This is a genomic window from Pseudonocardia ailaonensis, assembly GCF_039531635.1.
GTDB lineage: Bacteria > Actinomycetota > Actinomycetes > Mycobacteriales > Pseudonocardiaceae > Pseudonocardia > Pseudonocardia ailaonensis.
On sequence record NZ_BAAAQK010000032.1, the window covers coordinates 29,914 to 53,317 of the forward strand.

21 protein-coding genes and 3 tRNA genes are annotated in these 23,404 nt (G+C 73.6%); 11 read left to right on the top strand and 13 right to left on the bottom strand.

What is annotated here, in order from left to right:
• Nucleotides 1–185 precede the first annotated feature (185 nt).
• On the bottom strand, nucleotides 186–1,844 hold the full coding sequence (gene pgi, locus ABD324_RS35945) for a glucose-6-phosphate isomerase (protein WP_344428125.1): 1,659 nt from the start codon (nucleotides 1,842–1,844) through the stop codon (nucleotides 186–188).
• Nucleotides 1,845–1,953: 109 nt separating this feature from the next.
• Between pgi and ABD324_RS35950 the strand changes: the two genes are divergently transcribed.
• The 6 genes from ABD324_RS35950 to ABD324_RS35975 all read left to right on the top strand — a co-directional run bounded on the left by ABD324_RS35950 (nucleotide 1,954) and on the right by ABD324_RS35975 (nucleotide 7,121).
• Nucleotides 1,954–2,346, top strand: a complete 393-nt coding sequence (locus tag ABD324_RS35950; protein ID WP_344427991.1) for a hypothetical protein — start codon at nucleotides 1,954–1,956, stop codon at nucleotides 2,344–2,346.
• A 288-nt stretch (nucleotides 2,347–2,634) separates the two neighbouring features.
• Complete coding sequence (locus tag ABD324_RS35955) at nucleotides 2,635–3,912, top strand: DoxX family membrane protein (RefSeq protein WP_344427994.1); 1,278 nt, start codon at nucleotides 2,635–2,637, stop codon at nucleotides 3,910–3,912.
• A gap of 124 nt (nucleotides 3,913–4,036) precedes the next feature.
• A complete protein-coding gene (locus tag ABD324_RS35960; protein ID WP_344427997.1) occupies nucleotides 4,037–4,930 on the top strand; it encodes a HipA family kinase in 894 nt (297 codons plus the stop codon).
• Nucleotides 4,927–5,376 carry a DUF3037 domain-containing protein gene (locus tag ABD324_RS35965; protein ID WP_344428000.1) on the top strand — a complete coding sequence of 150 codons (450 nt, stop codon included), beginning with the start codon at nucleotides 4,927–4,929 and terminating at the stop codon, nucleotides 5,374–5,376. The genes ABD324_RS35960 and ABD324_RS35965 overlap by 4 nt, the downstream gene beginning before the upstream one ends.
• A gap of 7 nt (nucleotides 5,377–5,383) precedes the next feature.
• Nucleotides 5,384–6,475 (top strand): phosphotransferase family protein, encoded by a 1,092-nt coding sequence (locus ABD324_RS35970; protein ID WP_344428003.1) that lies wholly within the window; start codon nucleotides 5,384–5,386, stop codon nucleotides 6,473–6,475.
• 19 nt (nucleotides 6,476–6,494) lie between these two features.
• On the top strand, nucleotides 6,495–7,121 hold the full coding sequence (locus tag ABD324_RS35975; protein ID WP_344428006.1) for a LysE family translocator: 627 nt from the start codon (nucleotides 6,495–6,497) through the stop codon (nucleotides 7,119–7,121).
• 56 nt (nucleotides 7,122–7,177) lie between these two features.
• Here the strand turns inward: ABD324_RS35975 and gad are convergent, their stop codons facing one another.
• The 5 genes from gad to ABD324_RS36000 all read right to left on the bottom strand — a co-directional run bounded on the left by gad (nucleotide 7,178) and on the right by ABD324_RS36000 (nucleotide 13,233).
• On the bottom strand, nucleotides 7,178–8,578 hold the full coding sequence (gad, locus tag ABD324_RS35980; RefSeq protein ID WP_344428009.1) for a glutamate decarboxylase: 1,401 nt from the start codon (nucleotides 8,576–8,578) through the stop codon (nucleotides 7,178–7,180).
• 43 nt (nucleotides 8,579–8,621) lie between these two features.
• Complete coding sequence (locus ABD324_RS35985) at nucleotides 8,622–9,404, bottom strand: polysaccharide deacetylase family protein (RefSeq protein WP_344428011.1); 783 nt, start codon at nucleotides 9,402–9,404, stop codon at nucleotides 8,622–8,624.
• Nucleotides 9,405–9,686: 282 nt separating this feature from the next.
• The gene (locus ABD324_RS35990; RefSeq protein ID WP_344428013.1) at nucleotides 9,687–11,357 is read right to left on the bottom strand and encodes a hypothetical protein; all 1,671 of its coding nucleotides are present in this window, start codon (nucleotides 11,355–11,357) and stop codon (nucleotides 9,687–9,689) included.
• Nucleotides 11,358–11,524: 167 nt separating this feature from the next.
• Nucleotides 11,525–11,893 (bottom strand): PPOX class F420-dependent oxidoreductase, encoded by a 369-nt coding sequence (locus ABD324_RS35995; RefSeq protein WP_344428128.1) that lies wholly within the window; start codon nucleotides 11,891–11,893, stop codon nucleotides 11,525–11,527.
• A 17-nt stretch (nucleotides 11,894–11,910) separates the two neighbouring features.
• Nucleotides 11,911–13,233 (bottom strand): cytochrome P450, encoded by a 1,323-nt coding sequence (locus tag ABD324_RS36000; RefSeq protein ID WP_344428016.1) that lies wholly within the window; start codon nucleotides 13,231–13,233, stop codon nucleotides 11,911–11,913.
• 58 nt (nucleotides 13,234–13,291) lie between these two features.
• Here ABD324_RS36000 and ABD324_RS36005 point away from each other — a divergent pair, with 58 nt between their 5' ends.
• Nucleotides 13,292–14,140 carry a metallophosphoesterase family protein gene (locus ABD324_RS36005; protein WP_344428019.1) on the top strand — a complete coding sequence of 283 codons (849 nt, stop codon included), beginning with the start codon at nucleotides 13,292–13,294 and terminating at the stop codon, nucleotides 14,138–14,140.
• A 56-nt stretch (nucleotides 14,141–14,196) separates the two neighbouring features.
• On the opposite strand, the gene ABD324_RS36010 is transcribed toward ABD324_RS36005, so the two are convergent.
• Entirely contained in the window at nucleotides 14,197–14,445 is a 249-nt protein-coding gene (locus ABD324_RS36010) for a type B 50S ribosomal protein L31 (RefSeq protein ID WP_344428021.1), read from the bottom strand.
• A gap of 189 nt (nucleotides 14,446–14,634) precedes the next feature.
• Between ABD324_RS36010 and ABD324_RS36015 the strand changes: the two genes are divergently transcribed.
• The 3 genes from ABD324_RS36015 to ABD324_RS36025 all read left to right on the top strand — a co-directional run bounded on the left by ABD324_RS36015 (nucleotide 14,635) and on the right by ABD324_RS36025 (nucleotide 19,641).
• Nucleotides 14,635–16,743 (top strand): glycosyltransferase family 39 protein, encoded by a 2,109-nt coding sequence (locus ABD324_RS36015; RefSeq protein ID WP_344428023.1) that lies wholly within the window; start codon nucleotides 14,635–14,637, stop codon nucleotides 16,741–16,743.
• Nucleotides 16,744–16,936: 193 nt separating this feature from the next.
• Nucleotides 16,937–18,466 carry a GDSL-type esterase/lipase family protein gene (locus ABD324_RS36020; protein WP_344428025.1) on the top strand — a complete coding sequence of 510 codons (1,530 nt, stop codon included), beginning with the start codon at nucleotides 16,937–16,939 and terminating at the stop codon, nucleotides 18,464–18,466.
• Between the two features lie 29 nt (nucleotides 18,467–18,495).
• A complete protein-coding gene (locus ABD324_RS36025) occupies nucleotides 18,496–19,641 on the top strand; it encodes a cysteine--tRNA ligase (protein WP_344428027.1) in 1,146 nt (381 codons plus the stop codon).
• A 136-nt stretch (nucleotides 19,642–19,777) separates the two neighbouring features.
• On the opposite strand, the gene ABD324_RS36030 is transcribed toward ABD324_RS36025, so the two are convergent.
• Nucleotides 19,778–20,236, bottom strand: coding sequence for an OsmC family protein (locus tag ABD324_RS36030; protein ID WP_344428029.1), 459 nt, complete (start codon nucleotides 20,234–20,236; stop codon nucleotides 19,778–19,780).
• Nucleotides 20,237–20,432: 196 nt separating this feature from the next.
• Here ABD324_RS36030 and rox point away from each other — a divergent pair, with 196 nt between their 5' ends.
• A complete protein-coding gene (rox, locus tag ABD324_RS36035; RefSeq protein WP_344428031.1) occupies nucleotides 20,433–21,902 on the top strand; it encodes a rifampin monooxygenase in 1,470 nt (489 codons plus the stop codon).
• Here the strand turns inward: rox and ABD324_RS36040 are convergent.
• The 5 genes from ABD324_RS36040 to ABD324_RS36060 form a co-directional block, all read right to left on the bottom strand.
• A complete protein-coding gene (locus tag ABD324_RS36040; protein ID WP_344428032.1) occupies nucleotides 21,899–22,396 on the bottom strand; it encodes a putative immunity protein in 498 nt (165 codons plus the stop codon). The two genes, rox and ABD324_RS36040, sit on opposite strands and share 4 nt — an antisense overlap.
• 58 nt (nucleotides 22,397–22,454) lie before the next feature.
• A tRNA-Val gene (locus ABD324_RS36045) sits at nucleotides 22,455–22,529 on the bottom strand.
• A 1-nt stretch (nucleotide 22,530) separates the two neighbouring features.
• A tRNA-Cys gene (locus ABD324_RS36050) sits at nucleotides 22,531–22,602 on the bottom strand.
• A gap of 70 nt (nucleotides 22,603–22,672) precedes the next feature.
• Nucleotides 22,673–22,745 (bottom strand) — tRNA-Gly (locus ABD324_RS36055).
• A gap of 149 nt (nucleotides 22,746–22,894) precedes the next feature.
• Nucleotides 22,895–23,317 carry an SsgA family sporulation/cell division regulator gene (locus ABD324_RS36060; protein WP_344428033.1) on the bottom strand — a complete coding sequence of 141 codons (423 nt, stop codon included), beginning with the start codon at nucleotides 23,315–23,317 and terminating at the stop codon, nucleotides 22,895–22,897.
• Nucleotides 23,318–23,404 lie beyond the last annotated feature (87 nt).

Here is a 23,404-nt window from a genome sequence, read left to right on the forward strand (position 1 = left end):
GCCACTCTGCCCGACGGATGAGCGAACGGCGCGTTCGCTCATACCTACTGAGCGAAAGTGCCGCTCGCTCAACCGGCTCCGCGGGGCGAGCCCTGCGCCCCGCTGCCCCGCCCCACCGCCGCCGATGAGCGAACGGCGCCCTCGTTCACACCTAGTGAGCGAGAGCGCCGTTCGCTCACTCAGGCTCAGCGGCCGCGGAGCTCCCGGTAGCGGGTGATCAGGGCCGTGGTGGAGGAGTCGAGCGCGCTCAGGTCGGGGTCCTTCTCGTACAGCGCCGGGCCGAACTGCCTCGCCATGACCTTCCCCAGCTCCACGCCCCACTGGTCGAAGCTGTCGATGCCCCAGATCGTGCCCTCGACGAAGGTCTGGTGCTCGTAGAACGCGATCAGCTGCCCCAGCACCGACGGCGTGAGCTTCGGCGCGAGGATCGTCGAGGTCGGGCGGTTGCCCGGCATCACCTTGTGCGGCACCACGTCCGCCGGGGTGCCCTCCGCGGAGATCTCGTCGGCCGTCTTCCCGAACGCCAGCGCCGCCGTCTGCGCGAACAGGTTGGACATGAACAGGTCGTGCATGTCCGCCCCACCCTCGCCGGGGAGCGAGTGGTTCGGCTCGGCGAACCCGATGAAGTCCGCCGGCACGAGCCGGGTCCCCTGGTGCAGCAGCTGGTAGAAGGCGTGCTGGCCGTTGGTGCCCGGCTCACCCCAGAAGATCTCGCCCGTCACCGTCGTCACCGGGGTGCCGTCGCCGCGCACGGACTTGCCGTTGGACTCCATGGTCAGCTGCTGCAGGTAGGCGGGCAGCCGGTGCAGGTACTGCGAGTAGGGCAGCACCGCGTGGGTCTCGACGCCGAAGAAGTTCGTGTACCAGACGTTGAGCAGCCCGGAGATCACCGGCAGGTTCTCCGCGAGCGGAGCGGAACGGAAGTGCTCGTCGACGGCGTGCATGCCCGAGAGGAACTCCGCGAAGCCCTCCTGCCCGATCGCGATCATGAGCGACAGCCCGATCGCGGAGTCCACGGAGTACCGGCCGCCGACCCAGTCCCAGAAGCCGAACATGTTCGCGGAGTCGATGCCGAACTCGCGGACCTTCTCTGCGTTCGTCGACACCGCGACGAAGTGCTTGGCGACCGCTGTGTCGTCATCGAGCCCATCGACGAGCCAGGTGCGGGCGTTGCGCGCGTTGGTGAGCGTCTCCAGCGTGGTGAACGTCTTGGAGGACACCACGAACAGCGTGGTCGCCGGGTCGAGGTCCCGGGTCTTCTCGTAGAGGTCCGTGGGGTCGATGTTGGACACGAAGCGGCACTCGAGGTCCCGGTCCGAGTAGTCCTTGAGGGCCTCGTAGGCCATGACCGGCCCGAGGTCCGAGCCCCCGATCCCGATGTTGACGACGGTCCGGATGGCCTGTCCCGTCGCGCCGGTCCACTCGCCGTCGCGGAGCCTCGTGCTGAACTCGCCCATCGCGCGCAGGACGGAGTGGACGTCCGAGACGACGTCCTGCCCGTCCACGGAGAGCGACGCGGTCGCCGGCAGCCGCAGCGCGGTGTGCAGCACCGCGCGGTCCTCGGAGGTGTTGATGTGCTCGCCCGAGAACATCGCGGTGATGCGCTCCGGCAGCCCCGCGGCCTCGGCCAGCGCGACCAGCAGCGGCAGCGTCTCGCCGGTGATCCGGTGCTTGGAGTAGTCGAGGAGCAGGTCGGCGCCCTGGACCGTCATCGCGGTGGCCCGGCCCGGGTCCTGGTAGAAGAGCGTCCGCAGGTGCCGCTCGCCGATGTCGGCGTGGTGCTCGGTCAGCGCGGTCCACTCGGCGGTCGCGGTGATGTCCCGGGGAATCGTCACGGCGGACATCATGCCCCGCCCGGGGTGTGGCCACCACGAACATCGGGTGTCGTGGCGGTGCCCTGTCCCGGGCCGCGCGTGGACGGTGTGCTGGAGGTCCACCGACGAGGAGGACCCCATGACCGTTCTGACCAGCCCCGCGTGGATCATCGGCGGCCTGCGCAACCGCCCCGGCTACCTGGCGACGGACGGCGTCCGCATCACCTTCACCGACGGGGAGACGACCTCCTTCGACGTGCCGCTCGCCGAGATCACGGACGTGACGTACCCCTGGTACTGGTTCGGCGGCGGTGTGAAGCTCCGCGCCGGAGGCGAACTGCAGAAGATCACGTTTGTCAAGCCCAACGGCATGCCCGCGCCCGATCCGTCCGTCGTGGACATCGCCTTCGGCGTGCTCGGCGTCGCGGGCGCGGCCGCCGGCATCAGCCACGCCGGCGGGCTGCGCGGACTGGCCGACATCGCGCCCGGGCGGGCGGCCACGAAGCGCTGGAGGGAAATTCTCCCCTCCTGACCTGGCAATCCTGACCGACCGTCGTGACCAGCCACGAACCGGTCGTCGCCCGGACGGGTGGTCGCCCGCGCGGGATCAGCGGAAGAGTCGATGAGGCGAACGGTGCGTAACCACTCGCGCCGTGAAGCGTTACCCCTGTGAGTGGCTCGCACGTGACGTTCATCGCGTGCGGACGACGAACCACCGCAACCACCGCTGTTCGGCCCAGCCTGTGCCGCACTTCGGTCTAGCGTCGTCACTCACCGCGGTTTGCCGACGACCCGCAGTCAGGAGAAGCCTCCGATGTTCATGTCCCGCACCATTCCGGAGCCACTGAAGCACGTTCTCGTGCTCGTGGCCCGCCTGACGATCTCGTTCGTCATGCTCGCCCACGTCTGGCTGACGTTCGTCCAGCAGGGCTTCGGCAACGCGACGGACCAGTTCACGAACTTCGGCATCCCCCTGGCGATCGTCGCCACCGCGTTCACCCTGGTCGTCGAGCTGGTGGGCTCGTTCCTGCTCGCCGCCGGCATCTTCGTGCCCTGGGCCGCCGCGGGCATCGCCTTCGTCATGTACGGCGCGATCTTCTTCGTGCACGGCGCCAACGGCGTGTTCGTGAAGAACAACGGCTTCGAGCTGGTCGCGATGATCGCGGGCATCTGCCTGGCCATCGCCGCGTTCGGGCCGGGCAAGTACAGCCTCGACCACCTCCTGTTCGACCGTCGGAAGGAGGAGGTGCCGGCGCCGGTGGACGTCGCCTCCGACCCGTCCGGCGTCCCGGTCTCGCCCGCGCCCCGCGCCTACGCCGGCCACCCCGCCCCGCGCTGGGACGAGCCGCAGTTCGGCATGGCCCGTCAGGACGAGGGCGCGTTCGGCCGCCCCGCCCCGTCGGTCGCGAACCGCTTCGCCGTCCAGAGCCGCCCGGCCGACGGCCAGGACCGCCACCAGCCGGTCCGCAGCAGCGCCTCCCTGAGCACCGCGTCGGTGGAGGGCACCGGTCACCACGGCGCGCTCCAGGGCCGGCAGCAGGCCCGCTCCGCCGTCCAGCTCGTGGAGCCGGCGTCGGTGCCGCTCCCGGCCCGGCCGAGCGACGCCTCGTACCGGCCCGCCACCCTGCAGAGCACCGCCGTGCAGAGCAGCACCGCCTCGCAGAGCAGCACCGCCCCGCAGGGCGGCACCGCCGCGCAGCCCGGCTACGGCCAGGGCGCGCCGGCCACCCCGCCGGCCGGTGAGCCCCGCCGCAGCGCCGTCCCGGCGGCCGTGCGCAGCGCCGCCGAGCAGCACGCCGCGGCCCAGCCCCGCTTCGAGTCCGCCCGCTCCGCCGCCCCCGCGGTGTCGCTGTGGGAGGAGGCCCCCCGCGAGGAGGAGCCCGCGCAGGCCCCGCAGTTCTCGGAGACCCCGCAGCCGCAGTACGCCCGCTACGCGGACCCGGCCTACGTCGCCCCGACCCCGCAGTCCCGCATCGCCGCCGCGTTCGTGCAGGCCTCCCGCAACTCCGAGCGGGCCCGCAGCGAGTCCCCGGCCTGGGACGAGCCGGAGACCGACGGCCGCGACAGCGGCGAGAGCGGGAGGAGCACCACCGCCTGAGACCCCAGCAGCACCCGCGACACCCCCGCCACCACGCGACCGTGGCGGGGGTGTCGCACGCTCTGTCGGGAGCGGTGGTGCCGCAGGGGATGATCGGTACCGGACCCACGTCGGAGGAGGACCGGTGCTGCGTCAGGTGACGGCCACGCGGTACGTCGCGCCGTTGCGGGAGGGCGGCTCGCTGCCCGGCCTGATGGAGGCGGACGACCTCGGCACGTACGTCGTGAAGTTCCACGGGGCGGGGCAGGGCCGCAGGGTGCTCGTCGCCGAGATCGTCAGCGGCGAGCTCGCCCGCGCCCTCGGCCTGCCGGTCCCGGAGCTGGTGACCGTCGAGCTCGATCCGGAGCTCGGGCTCGCGGAGCCGGACCAGGAGGTCCAGGACCTGCTGCGCCGCTCACCCGGGCTCAACCTGGGGCTCGACTACCTGCCCGGCGCGCTGGACTTCGATCCGCTCGCCTTCGATCCCGGCCCGGAGCTCGCGGGCCGCGTGCTCTGGTTCGACGCCCTCGTCGGCAACGTCGACCGCTCCTGGCGCAACGCGAACATGCTGCTCTGGCACCGCGCGCCGTACCTGATCGACCACGGCGCCACCCTCACCTTCCACCACGGGTGGTCCCGGACGGACTCGCCGGCGGGCGGGCTCGTCGATACGCCGGCGAGCCGGCTCGTCGAAACCACGGCGACCAGGGCGTTCGACGCCTCCGATCACGTCCTGCTCGGCTCCCACCCCGATCTCGACGCCGCCGACGCGGCCCTCGCCCCGCTCGTCACCACCGATCTCGTGCGGGCGGCCGCCGCCGCGGTGCCGGACGAGTGGCTGGCCGACGAGCCCGGGTTCGCCGGCCCGGACGACGTCCGGGCGGCCTACGCGCACATCCTCACCGCGCGGGTCGCGGCCCGGGTGGCCTGGCTGCCCGGCGTGCGCGAGGCCGCGGCGGCCGGCCGCCCCCGGCCGGTCACCCGCGAGGGCAAGGCGCCGGCCTGGCTGGCCGCGCGGCTCCCGAAGGCGGCGACGTGAGCCGGGTCGTCTACGAGTACGCCGTGATCCAGGTCGTCCCGCGCCCCGAGCGCGGCGAGACCATGAACGCGGGCGTGCTCGTCTACTGCCGGGCGAGGGACTTCCTGGGCGGTGCCGTCCATCTCGACCGGGACCGCCTGCGCGCCCTGGACCCCGGTGCCGACGCGGACGCCATCGAGGCCGCCCTCGCGGTCGCCGCGGACATCTGCGCCGTCCCCGCCGCCCCGCGGGCGGACCGCCGCACCGAGGGCGCGCTCGCCGCGTCCGGGCCCGGGGCGGGGGAGGACCTCGGCCGCCGCTTCCGCCGGCTCACCGCGGCGCGCAGCACCGTGATCCGCCCCGGCCCCGTCCACAGCGGTCTGACGGCGGATCCCGCGGCCGAACCGGCCCGTCTCCTCACCGCTCTCGTGCTGCCGGTAGGCAGGGGTGCCCCCGACGGGGTTTGATCGGGGGATGGACGACGGGATCGACACCGGGATCGACGCCGGGGACAGCGCTGGGGCCGACGCAGTGCCGGCGAAGGCGCTCACGGAGTGGTTGCGGGCCGAGGTCCCCGAGGTCGCGGTGGGAACGGCGGGGGACGGGCCCGTGACCGTGCAGCGGATCTCCGGCGGCCACTCGAACCTCACCTACCGGATCGTCGACGCGAACGGGGTGGCCTGGGCGCTGCGCCGTCCGCCGACCGGCGGGGTGCTCGCCACCGCGCACGACATGGGCCGCGAGTGGGGCTTCATCGCCGCGCTCGCGCCGACCGCGGTCCCGGTGCCCGTGCCGGTGGCGTTCTGCGCGGACCACGACGTGATCGGCGCGGACTTCTACCTCATGCGGTTCGTCGACGGTCAGGTCCTGGGGGACGCCGAGGCGGGCGCGGACATGCCCCTCGCGGTGCGGCACGCCGCCGGTCTGGCCTGCGCGGACACCCTCGCCGAGCTGCACGCCGTCGACCCGGACGCCGTCGGCCTCGGCAGGCTGCGCCGCCCCGGCAGCTACCTCGAGCGCCAGCTCCGCCGCTGGCACCGGCAGGCCCACGAGTCGTCGATCGAGGACCTCTCCGCGCTCGACACGGCCCACGACCTGCTCACCGCACGGCAGCCGGCGGACGAGGAGCAGGTCATCGCCCACGGCGACTACCGCCCCGGCAACCTCTCCTTCGACCGTGCCGGGCACGTCGCCGCGATCTTCGACTGGGAGCTGGCGACGATCGGGGAGCCGCTCGCCGACCTCGGCTACCTGCTGGCCTCGTGGGGGCGTCCCGGCGACACAGTGCCCGGGATCACCGCGGGCCCGACGGTGCTGGAGGGCTGGCCGGAGCGGGACGAGATCGTGGCCCGCTACGCCGAGAAGTCCGGCCGCGGCGAGCGGATCGCCGCGCAGAGCACGTACTTCGAGGCCTTCGCGCGCTGGCGGTTCGCCTGCATCGGCGCCGGCGTCTACACGCGCTACCAGGCCGGCCACATGGGGGAGCGGCCCGACGAGGAGGAGCTGCGGACCCGCCACGACGACGTCCAGATCCAGGCCCGCAGAGCGGTGGACATGCTCTCCTGACGCGGCCTAGCGTGACGCGGTGACCTGGAGCTCCTACGGCACCTACCTGGCGATCGCCGTCCTGCTCGTGCTGGCCCCCGGGCCGGACACGCTCGTCCTGCTGCGCAACGCCCTGTCCGGGGGCCGGCGCGGCGGGCTGATCGCCGGCGCGGGCATCGTCGCCGGGAACCTGCTGCAGGGCAGCGCCGCGGCCTTCGGGCTGGGCGTCCTGGTGGCGAGCTCCCGGCCGCTGTTCGAGACGTTGCGCTGGGCCGGCGTCGCGTACCTGCTGATCCTGGCGGTGCAGGCGCTGCGCGGGGCGTGGCGTGGGGACTACTCCGGCGTGGCGGAGCTGGTCGAGAAGCGCCGGGGCCAGGGCTTCCGGCGCTTCCGGGAGGGCTTCCTCTCGAACGTCACGAACCCCAAAGTGTTGATCATGTACCTGTCGGTGCTGCCGCAGTTCCTGGTGCCCGGCGTGACGACGACCTGGGACGCGCTGGTCCTCGCCTACACCGTCGCCGCGCTCGGCGCGGTGTGGCTGCTCGCGCTGATCGTCGTGGTGCACCGGGTGCGCGGCTGGCTGGCCAGCCGGCGGGTGCGGCGCGCGATCGACGCCGCGACCGGCACCGCGCTGCTCGGCTTCGGCGTCGCCCTCGCCACGGAGTAGCGCGCCGGTCGGCCCGCGACGGGTGGCGCGCCGGTCGGCAGGGTCGCGGACCAGGGCTACCGGGCAGGCGGCTTCTCGGTGCCGTGCGCGAAGCCCGCGGTCTCCGGCCCCCGCTGCGGCCCGGTCTGCCTCCCGAGCGTCTCGAGCGCCCGGCCCAGGTCGTCGAGGAGGAGCCCGGCGAGGTCGTGGCTGAACCCGTTGCGCACCACGATCCGCAGGGCCGCGATGTCCTCCCGGTTCTTCGGGAACGTGTAGGCGGGCACGAGCCAGCCCCGCTCCCGCAGCGCCGCGGACACGTCGAAGGCCGAGAACGGCTGGTCCGGCCGCACCGTGAACGCGAACACGGGCAGCTCCGACCCGTCGGTGAGCAGCGTGAACGGCCCGAGCGCGGCGATCTTCGCCGACAGCGAGGTCGCCACGTCCCGGCAGGTCTGCTGCACCCGCCGGTAGCCGCGCCGGCCCAGCCGCAGGAACTGGTAGTACTGGGCGATCACCTGGCCGCCGGGCCGCGAGAAGTTGAGCGCGAAGGTCGGCATCTCGCCGCCGAGGTAGTTGACCTTGAACACGAGGTCGTCCGGCAGGGCGTCGGCGTCTCGCCACAGCGCCCACCCCACACCGGGGTAGACCAGCCCGTACTTGTGCCCGGACGTGTTGATCGACGCCACCCGCGGCAACCGGAAGTCCCACACCAGGTCCGGATCGCAGAAGGGCGCGATCATCGCGCCGGACGCCCCGTCGACGTGCACCGGGATGTCGAGCCCGGTCCGCTGTTCGAGCGCGTCGAGCGCCGCGCAGATCTCCGCGACGGGCTCGTAGCTGCCGTCGAACGTGGACCCCAGCACCGCGACGACGCCGATCGTGTTCTCGTCGCACAGCGCGGCGGCCTCGGCGGCGCCCAGGTGCAGCCGGTGGCCGTCCATCGGCACCAGCCGCGGCTCGACGTCCCAGTAGTTGGCGAACTTGTCCCAGCAGATCTGCACGTTGATGCCCATGACGATGTTGGGCTTCTCGGTGGAGAGCCCCGCCGCGCGCCGCCGGTGCTGCCATCGTCGCTTGAGCGCGAGCCCGCCGAGCATGCAGGCCTCCGACGAGCCCGTCGTGGAACAGCCCAGTACAGCCGACGGGTCCGGCGCGTGCCAGAGGTCGCCGAGCATCCGGATGCACCGCTGCTCCAGGTCCGCGGTGCGCGGGTACTCGTCCTTGTCGATCATGTTCTTGTCGAAGGACTCCGCCATCAGCCGCCGTGCCAGCGGCTCCTCCCACGTGGTGACGAAGGTGGCGAGGTTGAGCCGCGCGTTCCCGTCGAGCATCAGCTCGTCGTGCACGATCTGGTACGCGACGGCGGGGTTCAGCCCGCCGTCGGACAGCTCGAACCGCGGCACGGTGATCGGCTCGTCCCCGAACACCGGATTGGCGGCGACAGGGGTGTCGGGATCCGACGGCTCCGTGGGCTGCATCCGCCCATCCTGTCCGGGCGCGCTCCGCGCGCACAGGGCCTGATCAGGGGAAGTCGGTGGTGTAGCCCTGGGCGGCGAGCCAGGGGAGGAGCTTCTCCAGCGCCTCCACCGTCTGCGAACGGGTGCCTCCGCCGTCGTGCAGCAGGATCACCGCGCCGGGCTTGACCTGCTTCTGCACCGCCGCGACGATCGCGTCCGTCCCCGGCCGCGACCAGTCCCGCGGGTCCACCGCCCAGCCGAGCGGCTGCATCGCGTGGGCCACCGAGACGTCGAGGATCTGCTTGTCCCAGTTGCCCCCGGGCGCGCGGAAGTACGTCACCGGCGTGCCCGGCACCCGGTTCCCGACGTCCGTGATCTCCGCCTCGATCGTCGCCGGGTCGCGCTTCGCGAGCTGCTCGTCGTGGGTGCGGGAGTGCGCGCAGATCCGCATCCCCGCGTTCACCACGACGGACACGACCTCGGGATTCTTCTCCATCTGCGACCCGACCATGCAGAAGGTTCCCTTGGCCCCGTACTTCACCAGGGCGTTCACCACCTGCGGGGTCCACTTCGGATCGGGGCCGTCGTCGAAGGTCAGCGCGATCCGCCGGTCCCCGGGTCCGGCGAGCGGGATGTCGGTGAGCACCACCGGCTTGGCCGACGACACCGGTGCCGGTTGCGCGGCCGGCGGCGCGTCCTGCGCCGCGGCGACCTCCTCGGCGGGGGTCACGGGATCGTGCGGCCCGACCGCCCCCAACGGCGCGACGAGCCCCAGCACCAGCGCCGCGAGCAGCGCCGGCACCCGCTCGGCGCCGACCCCACGGAACAACCCGTTCCGGGTCGCCACCGTCCGCCGGTCCGGTCCGGCCCGCGGACCCGACCGAAACGCCCGGAACGGCCCGCCCCGCCGCGCGGTGGTCCCGATCGGCGACGACGCGCCACCTCGGACCGGCCCGTCGCCGCGGACGACCCCGGGGCGCCCTGCCGGGACCGGCCCCCGACGCTGCCCCGGCACGAACGGCCGCGGCCGGGTCCGCCCGCGCAGCAGCACACCCATCGCGCCTCCCGGCAGTCGCCCCGGGTGCGAGTAGTACCCGATCGTGCGACTCAAGTTCGGCGGACACGCCGGTCAGGCCTCGTTCTCCTGCTCCTCGATCAGCACGTCGGTGGCGACGACGAAGTGACCGAACGCGTAGAGCCGGACCCGGACCAGCCCGGTCAGCCCGTCGCGGATCGGCATCCGGGCGGTGTGGAGGACCTGGACGTCCGGTCCGGACGGGCTGGTCCAGCGCTCCCGGAAGGGCGGCGCGGGATGGTCGGCGGGGGCGAACTCGACCATGAGCTCCGCGGTCTCGGCGACCTCGCCGTCGCCGGTGTCGAACGTCTGCGGCCCGCCGAGCGGGATGACGTCGTGCGCCGGCGTCCCGACGTGGACCTCCGCGACGACCGTGCCGCGCTCGAGTCGTCCGACGAGCAGGCCCCGGATCCTGATCGACGGGCCGTGGGGCACCACCGGTCCGGCGGACGCCGCGGCCTCCCGCAGCTCCTGCACGTCCGCCCCGATCCGTTCGAGGACCGATCCCGTGCCGGTGACGGCCTCGCCGACCCGGCCCACGCTCGCCACGACCCGGTCGACACCCGCGTCGATCCGGGCCCCGATCCCGCCGGCACCGACGGCGAGGGTGTCGACCGATCCGGCCATCGCCGACATCCTCGCCGAGGTGTCCGCGAACGCCGCGGCGAACGCCTGCGCCACCTGCTCGTTGCCGGCCTGTGCGGCCGCCGCGACCCGTCGCAGCTCGTGCTCCACCGACCCGCGGCCCCGGTCGACGGTCGCCTCCAGCCCGACCACCGACCGCTGCAGGTGCCCGAGCCCGCCGGCGAGGTCGCCCTGCTTGGCCGTTCCCGGGATCCGGCAGAGCAGCGCCGACAGCATCGGCAGCACGTCCGCGACCGTCACCGGGATCGTCAGCTCGGCCGGCCGTTTCTGCGAGGTCTCGGTGGACACCACGACCGGGGCGTCGTTCGTCGCGGAGATCTCCAGGTCGCAGGACACGAGCGGGGCCTTGCGCCCGAAGCCGAATCCCGGCACCTCCCGCGCCGCCAGCTCCCTGGCCGGCCGCGTCGAGGTGTGCAGGGCGATGATGTTGTCGAAGTGGTACTCGTGCGTGTCGACGTCCTTGCCCGAGCCCGCGGCCAGGTCCAGCACGAACGTCCGGATCGCCACGTAGTTCTGCGCCACGCAGATCACCGCGACCGAGTAGGCCGTGAACCGGCGGATCCCGTCGTCGAAGTCCGTGCGGTGCCGGGCGTCGGCCGACGGGCCGACCAGCACCAGCGGCATCCACCGCTCGGGGCGGACCGGCGTGGCGCCGGGCCGGACCTCGTCCGCGTGCAGGATCAGCTCCGCCGGCGCCAGTCCGAACCTCTCGAGCGTCTCGCGGGCGGCGCGGCGCAGGTCGGCGTCGAGCGTCCGGTCCAGCAGCCGGCCCGAGGGCTTGGCCTCGGCGAACTCGAAGCCGAAGTGGTAGCTGCGCCACATCGTGAACCCGGAGACCCAGAGGACCGCCGCCAGGATCCCCACCCCGGCCGCCCACGGCCAGCTGCCGAGCGGCCAGAGGACCAGCGCCAGTACCAGCAGGACCGTGCCGGCCTGCATCAGCCGGACGCCGCGGACCCAGTCCCACCGCGGCGGTGTCGGCCGGAAGTAGCGCCGCACCCACTCCTTGCGCTGGTTGCTACCGGGCGCACCGAGCGTCGGCGCGTCCCGGTCCGGCGCCGGCATCGGCGTCGGCGCCATCGCGTCGATCCTGCTCCGCCACACCTGCCGCAGCCATGTCCACCCGTTCCCCATCACTCGCCCCCCTCCGCCCGCGCTCGCGCACCGGCATGAGGAGGACTCGCCCGGCGGCCGTTCGGCGTTGCGAGCAGCTGGCCGTGATCACCCACACGGCCCAGGAGGGCGGTTCAGGTGGTCAGCGCCAGGCCCACCGTGCCGCCGGCACCTCGGAAGAGCCGGCTGGTGCCCACGGTGATACGCCCGAGCGGGCCGTACTTGCGCGCCACGGCCCTGCGCACCCGCTCGGTCCCGGCGGCGTCGAGGATCTCCGCGGTGCCGGCGACGGCCGGCCCGAGGGGCTTCCCGCGCCGGTCGCAGACGGCCACCTCGACCTGCGGCGACCGCCGGATCCGTTTCACCTTCCCGGAGTCCGCGACGGTCCAGACGCCGATCCGGCCGTCGTCGGTGGGGGCGACCCACACCGCGGTCGGGACGGGAGTGCCGTCCTTCCGGAACGTCGTCAGCAACAGGTACTGCTCTCCGGCCAGACCGCTCATCGCACTCGCACGCTCGCTCACGCGCGCACGGTAGCGGGGTGCAGCGCCACCGGCAGGTGCTCGTACCCCCGCAGCAGCTTCGTGCGCCGCCGCACCGGGTCGCCGGCCGGGCTCATGTCCGGGAAGCGCTCCACCAGCGCGCGCAGCGCCACCTCGCCCTCCATCCGGGCGAGGCTCGCGCCGAGGCAGAAGTGGATCCCGCTGGAGAAGGCGACGTGCTTGTGCGCCTCCGCCCGGGTGATGTCGAAGCGGTGCGGCTCCGGGAACACCGCCGGATCCCGGTTCGCCCCGCCGAGGTGGGTGATCACGAAGGTCCCGCGCTTCACCGGGATCCCGCCGAGCTCGAGGTCCTTCACGGCCACCCGCCCGGTCCGTTGCACGGGCGACTCGTAGCGCAGCATCTCGTCGATCGCGGTGCCCCAGTGCTCCGGCGAGGCGTGCAGCAGCGCGCGCTGCTCCGGGTGCTCGAGCAGCAGCGCCGCCCCGCTGCCGATCAGGTTCACGGTGGTCTCGAAACCCGCCGCGAGCAGCAGCATCGCGATGGACGACAGCTCGTCCTCGGTGAGTCGGCCGTCGTCGTCGTGCGCGGTGACCAGCGCGGAGAGGATGTCCTCCCCGGGATCGCGGCGGATCCGCTCGAAGTGCCCGAGCATCCAGGCGTGCAGGGCGTCGATGTCGCGCTCGGAGCGGCGGAAGTCCGACCAGGACAGTCCGGCGTCGAGCGACAGGGCCGCGCCCTCGCCCCAGGCGAGGAACTGGTCGCGCATCGCCGGCGGTGCGCCGAGCATCTCGGCGATCACCATGGCGGGCAGCAGCGCCGCGTAGTCGGTGACCAGGTCGGCCCGGGAACCCTTCTGCGCCATGGCGTCCAGCAGCTCGTCCGCGATCTGTTCGGCGCGGGTCCGCAGGGCCGCCACCTTCCTGGCGCTGAACGCGCGGGTGACCAGCTTGCGGTAGCGGGTGTGGTCCGGCGGGTCCGAGGCGAGCATGGACGGGGGCTGGGCCGGCCCGAGCGCCCAGCTCCCGCCGATCCGCAGGGCGAGCCGGATCGCGCCCGGGAGGTTCTCGGGCATCCGCCCGCCGACGACGAAGTCCGGGCTGCGCAGCACCGTCGTGGTGAGCTCGTGGTCCACGGTGGCGTGCAGCAGCCCGGTGTCGACGAGGCGCCCGCGCGAGCGCAGCTCGTCGTAGAAGGGATACGGATCGGCGATGACCACCGGATCCGTCATCAGCTTCGACCCGAGCTCCCCGGCCCGCTGCTGCCTGCGCAGCATCCGGCGCAGCAGCCCGTGTCGCAGCCCCCACCGGACCGCCCGCCGTACTCCCCGCGAACCCGCCATGGCCCCGAACTTACTCCCGGTAACTTCGGATGCCCAGGGTCTTTGGTAGATCTATGGGGTGTCCCGCCTGCTCGCCGTGAGCGACCTGCACGTCCGCTATCCCGAGAACCGCGCCGTCGCCGAGCGGCTGGCGGGGGAGCCGGAGGACTGGCTGATCGTGGCCGGCGACGTCGCCGAGCAGGTCGGCGACACGATCGCGACCCTGGAGGCGCTGGCCCGCCGCTTCGCGCAGGTGATCTGGGTCCCGGGCAACCACGAGCTGTGGACGCGCACGAAGGACCCCGTCGACCTGCGCGGCGAGCACCGCTACCGGCACCTCGTCGAGCGCTGCCGGGACATCGGCGTGCTCACCCCGGAGGACCCGTTCCCGGTCTTCGCCGGACACGTGGTCGCGCCGCTGTTCCTGTTGTACGACTACAGCTTCACCGCCGAGGGGCAGACGCCGCAGGAGGGCCTCGAGGCCGCCTACCGGGCCGGCGTGGTCTGTACCGACGAGCAACTGCTGCACCCGGACCCGTACCCGACCCGGCAGGCGTGGTGCGCGGCCCGGGTCGCGGAGTCGCGCCGCCGCCTCGACGCCCTGGACCCGGAGCTCCCCACCGTCCTGGTGAACCACTGGCCCATGACCCGCCTGCCCACGCGGGTCCTGCGCCATCCGGAGTTCGCCGTCTGGTGCGGGACGACCGCCACCGCGGACTGGCACGTCCGCTACCGCGCGGCGGCGGTCGTCTACGGCCACCTGCACATCCCCCGGGTCACCTACGAGGAGGGCACCCGCTTCCTCGAGGTCTCCCTGGGCTACCCCCGGGAGTGGAAGCCGCGCATCGACCGCCTCGGCGACCCGGAGGAGGTCCTCCCCCGAGTCGTCCTCCCCGCCCCCGACACGGACTACGGTATCCGCCCCTGACCCCCCCAACCCCGCGAGTCGGCCCTTTTCGGAGGCCGAATCACACATCTGCGACGTCAGCGCCGCTTCCCGTACCGCCGGTTGAACTTCTCGACCTGCCCCGCGGCGTCGAGAACCCGGGTCCCGCCCGTCCAGTAGGGGTGCGAGTAGCTCGTCATGTCGACCTTGAGGAGCGGGTAGGTCCTCCCGTCCGACCACTCGATCGTCTCCGACGAGGTGGCCGTGGAGCGGGTGAGGAACGCGTCCCCCGTGCTCCGGTCCTGGTAGACGACGGGTTCGTAGGTGGGGTGGATGTCGGTGCGCATCGGATCCTCCTGGGTCTCGGTCGCTCTCGTAGATGATAACGGTTGTCGTGTGCAGAAGATTCCGCCGCACAGCACGCGCACAGGGGACGAACAGGACGACGACAGAGCGGCTCCCGAAGCTAGGGGGAGACCAGCCCTCGTCCCCTCGGGAGACCCCATGACCACGCCCCCGCCCGGCCGGCGCGTCCGATGAGCACCGCGACCCCGGTCCGGCCGCCCGTCAGCAGGCCGCCGAGCCCCGATCCGCCCGCCCCGGGACGGTTGCGCACCGCCTGGCGCGGCCCGGCCGGGGATCCCCGCTGGGCCCGCCCGGCGCTGCTCGCCCTGCTGGCCGCGACCGCCGTCCTCTACCTGTGGGACCTGTCCGCATCGGGCTGGTCCAACGAGTTCTACGCCGCTGCCGTGCAGGCCGGCACGCAGTCGTGGAAGGCGTGGCTGTTCGGCTCGCTCGACTCCGGCAACGCGATCACCGTGGACAAGCCGCCCGCCGCGCTCTGGGTGATGGTGGCGTCGGCGCGGATCTTCGGCTTCTCCTCCTGGAGCGTGCTGGTGCCGCAGGCGCTGATGGGCGTCGCGTCGGTCGGGCTGCTGCACGCCACGGTCAAGCGGTGGGCCGGTCCGGCCGCCGGGCTGCTGGCCGGTGCCGCGCTCGCGCTGACCCCGGCCGCGGTCCTGATGTTCCGCTTCGACAACCCGGACGCCCTGCTGGTCCTGCTGCTGGTCGTCGGCGCCTGGACGGTGTCCCGCGCGATCGACGCCGCCACGGTCAGGTCCTCGACCTGGTGGCTGGTCGCCGCCGGCGCGGCGATCGGCTTCGGTTTCCTGACGAAGATGGGCCAGGCCCTGCTGGTCGTCCCGGCGCTCGGGCTGGTCTACCTGGTCGCGGGCGCCCCCCGGCTGCGGACGCGACTGCTGCAGCTCGGTGCCGCGCTCGCCGCGATGGTCGTGTCGGCGGGCTGGTTCATCGCGCTCGTCGAGATCTGGCCGGCCGACAGCCGTCCGTACATCGGCGGCTCCACCACCGACTCCCTGCTCGAGCTCGCCCTGGGCTACAACGGGATCGGCCGCCTGGTCGGCGGCAGCGGCGGGGGCGGTGGGGGCGGCGGCAACACCGGCTTCGGCGGCTCCGCGGGCATCACGCGGCTGTTCACCGGCGAGATCGCCTACGAGGTGTCCTGGCTGCTCGCGGCGGCGCTGATCCTGTTGGTCGGCGGCCTGTGGGCCACCCGGCGGGCGCCGCGCACCGACCGCACCCGCGCCGGCCTGCTCCTCTGGGGCGGCTGGACGGTCGTCACGGGCCTCGTGCTCAGCTTCATGAGCGGCACGATGCACCCGTACTACACGGTCGCCCTCGCCCCGGGCATCGCCGGCACGATCGCGGTCGGCGGCCGTGCACTGTGGACCCGCCGCTGCGCCCTCTGGGCCCGCCTCACCTTGTCCGCCACGGTTCTCGCGACCGGCGCCTGGTCGTTCGCGTTGCTCGCCGCCAGCTCCGAGAGCTTCACGTGGTTGCGCTGGCCCGTCGCCGCCCTGGCCCTGCTCGGTGCGGCCCTCGTAGCCGTGAGTGGCAATAGTCGCTCCGGCGACGATTCCCACTCACGAGGGTCCTGGGCGCGGCGGTTCGTCGTGGTGGCGGTCCTGTCCGGGCTGCTCGGCACCGGTGCGTACGCGGTGGCGACGGCGTCGGTCGCGCACACGGGCAGCATTCCCTCGGTCGGGACGACCTCCAGCTCCTTCGGCTCGGCGAGCGGGAGCGGGACGGGTGGGCCCGGCGGATTCGGCGACGGCCGCGGCGTCCCCGGCGGGTCCGGGATGCCGGACGGCTCGGGCACCGCTGACGGGAGCGGTGCCGCCGCCGGAAGCGACGCAGGCACCGCCGGTACCGAGGGCACGGCGTCCGGCACCGCGCCGACCGGCGCGCCCGACGGGGCCGGCGGGGGCGCCGGCGGCGGGATGGGTGGCCAGACCTCCTCCGCGCTCACCGCCCTCCTGACCTCGACCGACTCGACCTGGTCCGCCGCCGTCACCAGCTCCCAGACCGCGGCCTCCCTGGAGCTCGCCTCCGGCACCGCGGTGATGTCGACGGGCGGCTGGGGCGGCTCCGACTCCGCCGTAACCCTGGCGCAGTTCCAGCAGTACGTCGCCGAGGGCAGGATCCACTACTACGTCGGCGGCGGTCAGGGAGGCAGCCCCGGCGGCGGCTCCGACTCGACGAGCTCGCAGATCGCGGCGTGGGTCGCGGCGACCTTCACCGCGCAGACCGTGGGCGGCCAGACCGTCTACGACCTCACCACCTGATCGGCCGCCCGCCCGGAGGGCACCCTCGCGAGCGCGAGGGTGCCCTCGGCGGGTCCGGCCGCGAGCGCAATCCGCCATCCCGGGCACACCCGATCGCGCACGTCCCCTGTTCGCAGTATGGGCACCCGCGGGCCGACGACTCATCATCTGGATCGGTACACGAGCGAACCGGTACGGCGAGGGGAGCCCGTCCATGGTCGTCACCCGCGAGCGCGCCCACCCGCGCGCCGCCCGGCCCGGCCGGACCAGAGCGCTGGTCCGCGAGCTGCGGACCTGGCCGACCCTGCTGCTCCTGGCGATCTGCGTCCTCGCCGGCATCCCGCTCACCATCGCGCTGACCCCGGACCAGGACCTGCAGATCCTCGGCCAGCACATCGCCGTCGGCGCCCGCGCGCCCGACCTGTCGGTCGAGGGCCCCGCCCGGCTCGTGCAGATCGGCAACACCCAGCTCGACATCCCGCGCCTGCAGGTCGTGGGGCCGCTGCGCCCGCAGATCGTGATGGGTCCGGTCCAGCGCAACGACGCCGCCGCCAAGGCCCTCGATCCCGCCCGCTCCTCGGAGGCCACCGGCCAGGCCGTCGACCAGCTGCGCACCGGCTTCGTCAACTGGTACCTGCTCGGCACCCTCGGGGTGGTCGGGACGGCCCTCGCGGCGGCCGCACTCGTCGGCTGCCTGCGGGTCCTCGGCATCCTGCGCCGCGAGAAGGCCAGCGAGCACGTCACCGTCGCGGACGTCTGGCACCGCTGTTCGGGCACGATCGGCCGGATGGCCCTGCTCGCCGTCACGGTCTCGCTGGTCGCGTGGGGTGCGTGCGGCGCGCTCGCCTACACCGGCACGATGCGCGGCCTCGCGCAGGTCCGCTCGCTGTCGGACCTGGTGGGAGGCACCAAGGTCACGCCGGCGCCGGTGGGCCCCGCGGTCTTCGGCTTCGAGGGCGCGGTGATCGGGGACTCCCGCGCGGCCCGGGTCGGGGGCCCGCCCGTCGCGAACCCGCAGGGCGACGACGTCGCGTGCCAGCGCAGCGCCGACTCCCTCGCCGCCGAGCTCGCGACCATGGTGCCCGGCGCCGTCCGCAACCTCGCCTGCCCCAGCGCGACCATCGCGCAGGGCCTGCGCGGCCCCCAGCAGCGCGGCTCCGCCGACGACCCGGTCCAGGTCCCCGCCCAGGTCGCCCTGCTCAAGCAGATGCAGGGCCTGAAGTTCGTGGTGGTCGCGATCGGGCCCAACGACGTCGGCTGGTCGGACCTGATCCGCTACTGCTACGGCGTCCCCACCTGCGACGACAACCTCACGCGCGGCGAGTTCGACTACCGCATGGGCGCCTTCGACCAGGACTACGCGGCGCTGCTGGCCGATCTCGCGGAGCTGCCGGACAAGCCGCAGGTGATCGTCATGACCTCCTACGACGCCTTCCCGCCGAACACCGACCCGGCCTGCCCGGACGCCCGCGGCCCCGCCTACGCCGTCGGCCTCACCCAGGACAAGATCGACCTGCTGACCGACCGCAACGACCAGCTCAACGCCGTCCTGCGCACCGGCGCGCAGAAGTACGGCTTCACGGTGGCGGAGCCGCAGCTGCGCCTGCTCTGCAGCCCGGGGAGCGACGGCATGGGCCCGGACCTGCAGGGACTCGCCACCCCCTTCGCCTTCCACCCGACGGCGATCGGCTCGCTCCGCATGGCCGCGACCGTCGCGAGGGTGGTCGACCCCGAGGACGGCTGAGCCGGGGGGCCGGATGGCACCATGACGGCATGGTGTCGACGATCGACCTGTCCCCGGACGACGACACGCGCCCCGGCGCGGTCACGGACCCGCGTGAGATCCTCCGCCTCGGCGGTGCGGCGCTCCCGCTGACCGTGCCCGCGCGGATGTACGTCTGCGGCATCACCCCGTACGACGTCACCCACCTCGGCCACGCCGCCACCTTCGTCTGGGCGGACGTCGTGGCCCGCGTGATCCGGATGACCGGTGTGGACACCGTGGTCACCCGCAACGTCACGGACGTCGACGACGTCCTCACCAGGATCGCCGCGGAGCGCGGCCGCGCGTTCGACGAGTTCGGGCTGACCCAGGAGTACTACGTCGAGCGGGACATGGCGGCCCTGCACGTCCGGCCGCCGACGCACACCCCGCACGCCCGCCACCACGTCGCGCACGTGGTGCGGCTGGCGATCGCCCTGCTCGCGGCCGGCGCCGCCTACGAGCGGGAGGGCTTCGTCTACTTCCGGGGCGCTGGCCTGGCCCGCGAGGGTGGCCTGGAGCTGCTCGCCGCGAACGGCGACGACCCGTCGGACCCGCTGCGCGACGACCCGTACGACGTCCCGGTCTGGCGCCCCTCCGGCGAGGGCGACCCGGCGTGGCCGAGCCCGTGGGGCCCCGGCCGCCCGGGCTGGCACGCGGAGTGCGCGGCGATGGCGCTCGCGACCCTCGGCGGGGTGGTCGACGTCCTCGCCGGCGGCGCCGATCTCGCCTTCCCGCACCACGCCTACCAGGTCGCGATGGCCTCGGCCGCCACCGGTGCCGCCCCCTTCGCCCGCCGCGAGCTGCGCGCCGGGACGGTCGGGATCGCAGGGGAGAAGATGGCCAAGTCCGCCGGCAACCTGGTCCTCGTCGGCGACCTGCTCCGCGAGACCTCCGGCGCCGCCCTGCGCCTGATGCTCCTCGACCGTTCCTGGGCCGAGCCCTGGGAGTTCCACCCCGGCGCCGCCGACGAGGCCGCCGCCCTCCTCGAGCAGCTCTACGTCGCCGCCGGCCGCCGCGCCGACGCCCCCGCCGCGGTGGCCGAGGTCCGCGCCGCCCTCCTCGACGACCTCGACGTCCCCCGAGCCGTCCGCACCGCCATCGACGCAGGCGGCGACGCCGCCCGCCAGGCCCTCCGCACCCTCGCCCTCCAGTAGCCCCCACCCCAAGCCCGCGAGTCGGCACTTTCGGGAGCCCGAAACACACGTCCACGACGTCGCGCGTCCCCTCCCGAACCCGCGAGTCGGGCCTGGATCATGCCCTCCCGTGAGTCGGCAGCCCTCGTCTGCCGAACTACGCGCTGACGACGGGCCTGTGCCGCACCGGGAACGCCATCGACCGCGCGAGGAAGCACTCCCGACCCGCGACCCCGTGCAGCGCCTCCGCCTTCGCGACCGCCGCCCCGTCCGCCACCGTCACCGACGGCCGCAGCACCACCTCGGTGATGCGGCCGGTGTTGCCCGGCTCCTCCTCCATCGTCCCGCTCGCCTCGTCCGTGTACCCGGTGACGACGATCCCGTCGCGGGCACACAACGCCAGGTAGGTGAGCATGTGGCACTGGGCCAGCGCCGCGACCAGCAGCTCCTCCGGGTTCCACCGCGAGGCGTCGCCGCCGAACGCCGGGTCCGCGCTGCCCACCAGCACCGGCTTGCCCGGGGCCGTGACCTCGTTCCCGCGCGAGTAGCTCCGGTAGTCCGCCGTGCGGTCGCCCGTCCAGCGGAGCGCGATCTCGTACCCGTGCGTGCGTCCCATGGGCCGAGCGTAGGAACCGAACGCGCCGACGGCCATCGACTTGCCGCCCACGCGCGGTCGCACCGGCCCGGTGGCGGCGGCCGGGAGTGTCCGCTCCGGACACGCGAAAGGCGGGAGTTCCCTCCCGCCGTACTCAACGTATAGCGCCCGGGGGGCCTTGCCACAAGACCCCCGTGAGGGCGCACCATCTCCCGCCGTGGGTATCGACGTGATCATCGCGGGTGGCGGTCCGACCGGAATGATGCTGGCCGCGGAGCTCCGGCTCCACGGCGTGTCGGTGGTGGTGCTGGAGAGGGAGCTCGAGCGTGCGCCCTACGTCCGCTCGCTCGGCCTGCACGTCCGCAGCATCGAGATCCTGGACCAGCGTGGCCTGCTGGAGCGTTTCCTGGAGCACGGCACCAGGTCCACGGGGGCCGGGTCCTTCGCCGGCATCCCCACGCCCTGGCCGCGGCTCGACACCGCGCACGCCTACATCCTCGGCATCCCGCAGACGATCACGGACCGGCTGCTGGAGGAGCACGCGGCCGAGCTCGGTGCCGAGATCCGCCGGGGCACAGAGCTCGTCGGCCTGACCCAGGACGACGAGGGTGTGACGGTCGGGCTCGCCGGCGGCACCACCCTGCGTGCCCGGTACCTGGTCGGCTGCGACGGCGGTCGCAGCACCGTCCGTGGCCTGCTCGGCGTCGGGTTCCCGGGCGAGCCCGCCACGACGGAGACGCTGCTGGGCGAGATGGAGGTGACCGCGTCGCCGGAGACCGTGGCCGAGGTGACCACGCGGGTCCGGGAGACCCAGAAGCGCTTCGGCGTCGGGCCCGTCGGCGACGGCCGGTACCGCGTGGTCGTCCCGGCCGCCGGGATCGCGGAGGACCGGGAGGTCCCGCCGACCCTCGACGAGTTCCGGACCCAGCTCACCGCCCACGCGGGCACCGACCTCGGCATCCACTCGCCCCGCTGGCTCTCCCGCTTCGGCGACGCCACACGCCAGGCCGAGCGCTACCGGGTCGGCCGCGCCTTCCTCGCGGGCGACGCCGCGCACGTCCATCCGCCGATGGGCGGGCAGGGGCTCAACCTGGGTGTCCAGGACGCGTTCAACCTCGGCTGGAAGCTGGCCGCGGCCGTCGCGGGCTGGGCACCGACCGACCTGTTGGACAGCTACGGGACCGAGCGCCACCCCGTCGCCGCCGACGTGCTGGAGACGACCCGCGCCCAGGCCGTCCTGATCGACACGGCCCCCGGCCCCCGGGCCCTCCGCGGCCTGCTGGCCCAGCTGACCGGGTTCGAGGACGTCAACCGGTTCCTCGTCGAGAAGATCACGGCCATCGGGATCCGGTACGACGTCGGGGAGGGCCCCGCCCCGCTCGGCCGGCGGATGCCGGACGTCCCCCTGGAGAGGGGCCGCCTCTACGACCGGATGCACGACGGCCGCGGCGTCCTGCTCGACCCGACCGGCCGGCTGACGGCGACCGGCCGGGCCGATCGCGTCGACCACGTCGTGGACGGCTCCCCGGAGTTGCCGGCCGCGCTGCTCCGCCCGGACGGCCACATCGTCTGGCTGGGGGAACGCCAGGAGGACCTGGACGTCGCGCTGCTGCGGTGGTTCGGGAACCCCTCGGAGCGCGCCGAGGAGTTCGGGCCTGCGGCCGGAGCCTCTTCAGCGCCTTCCTAGAAGACGGACCAGCAGATGTCGTTGCGCCGCTGCTGGTCCTCGAGCACCAGCTCGCGCACCGCCGAGGGCAGCCGCTCACGCTGCCAGTCCCGCTCGCGGATCCCCGCGTCCTCGCCCGAGGCCGCCCGCACCGCCTTGATCGCGTAGGCGGCGGCGCCGAGATCGTGTTCGGCGACGTGGGCGACGACCCCGGCCTGGCCCGCGGCGTAGGCGGCGTGCCGGGCCGACCCGCGCAGCTCGCGCGCGGCCCCCATGGCGTGCCCGCCGGCCGTCCGGGACTCCCACATGGTGATCTCCCCGCGCGTCCAGGCCCGGATCGCGGCGATCGCCTCCCGGGGCCGGGGATCGTCCGGCCGGGCGGACTCGAACAGCGGCAGGACGTGCTCGGCGCACTCCGCCGCCCACCGGGCGAGGAGATGGTGGTCGGCGTCGGTGAGCGTGCCGCCGCGCCGGATCGTGACGAGGCGGGGGTCCCGCACCTTCGGGAGGATCACCGGCTCACCTTCCGGGCAACGCGAAAGGGCCCCCAGGAGTCTGGGGGCCCTTCTCGGGTGGTGGGCGATACTGGGATTGAACCAGTGACCTCTTCCGTGTCAAGGAAGCGCTCTCCCACTGAGCTAATCGCCCGAGGCGGAGGCGGGAATCGAACCCGCGTACAGGGCTTTGCAGGCCCTTGCCTAAACCACTCGGCCACTCCGCCCGATGGTCCCGGATGGCATCGCGGGAGTCGGAACCTGGAGGTCCAGGCAGTGAATACGAGGTTTCCTCCGAGCGGACGACGGGATTCGAACCCGCGACCCTCACCTTGGCAAGGTGATGCGCTACCAGCTGCGCTACGTCCGCATGCACGCGGTTTCCCGGTGCTCGCCGGGCTGTTCGCTCCGACGTGAAGAACATTAGCCTAGGGCTGCGGGGGGCCGAACACCACCCCCCGGTTTCCCGGCCCCGGACCCGTGACCTGCGACGACGGCCCGTTCACGGGCCGTGACGATTCAGTCGCGGGCGGTCAGCAGGTCGGCCAGGGCGTCGTCGAAGTCCAGCCACGAGTACTCGGTCGCGGGCGGAACCTCCTCGAAGGTGCGGTCGAGGAAGGCGGCCAGCGTCGTGGCGCACGTGGTGAACACCGCGTGTCCGGACGGGGAGGCCAGCTCCACCTCGATGCGGCCCGGATCGTGCGCCAGCGGCTGCACCCGGACGTCTCCGGTGCCGGCCGGGCCGAGCAGGCCGTCGGCGAGCAGGTCGCGGGCGAACACCCAGTCGACCGGGCTGCCCTGCCCCGTCCGGAACGACGCCTGCACGGCGTACGGGTCCCGGTTGGAGTACGAGAGCTCGACCCGGACCGGAACGGGCGGGGAGTCCGGCGTGATGAGCTCGAACGTGGCCGGCTCCCGGATGATCGTGGGCTCGTCGCGCATCCTTGGTCCTCTTTCTCCGTGCCGCATGGTCCGTCGTGCGGAAAAACGAGCGTGTCGCCAAGATGTGACGGGTCGGGCGACGTTCTC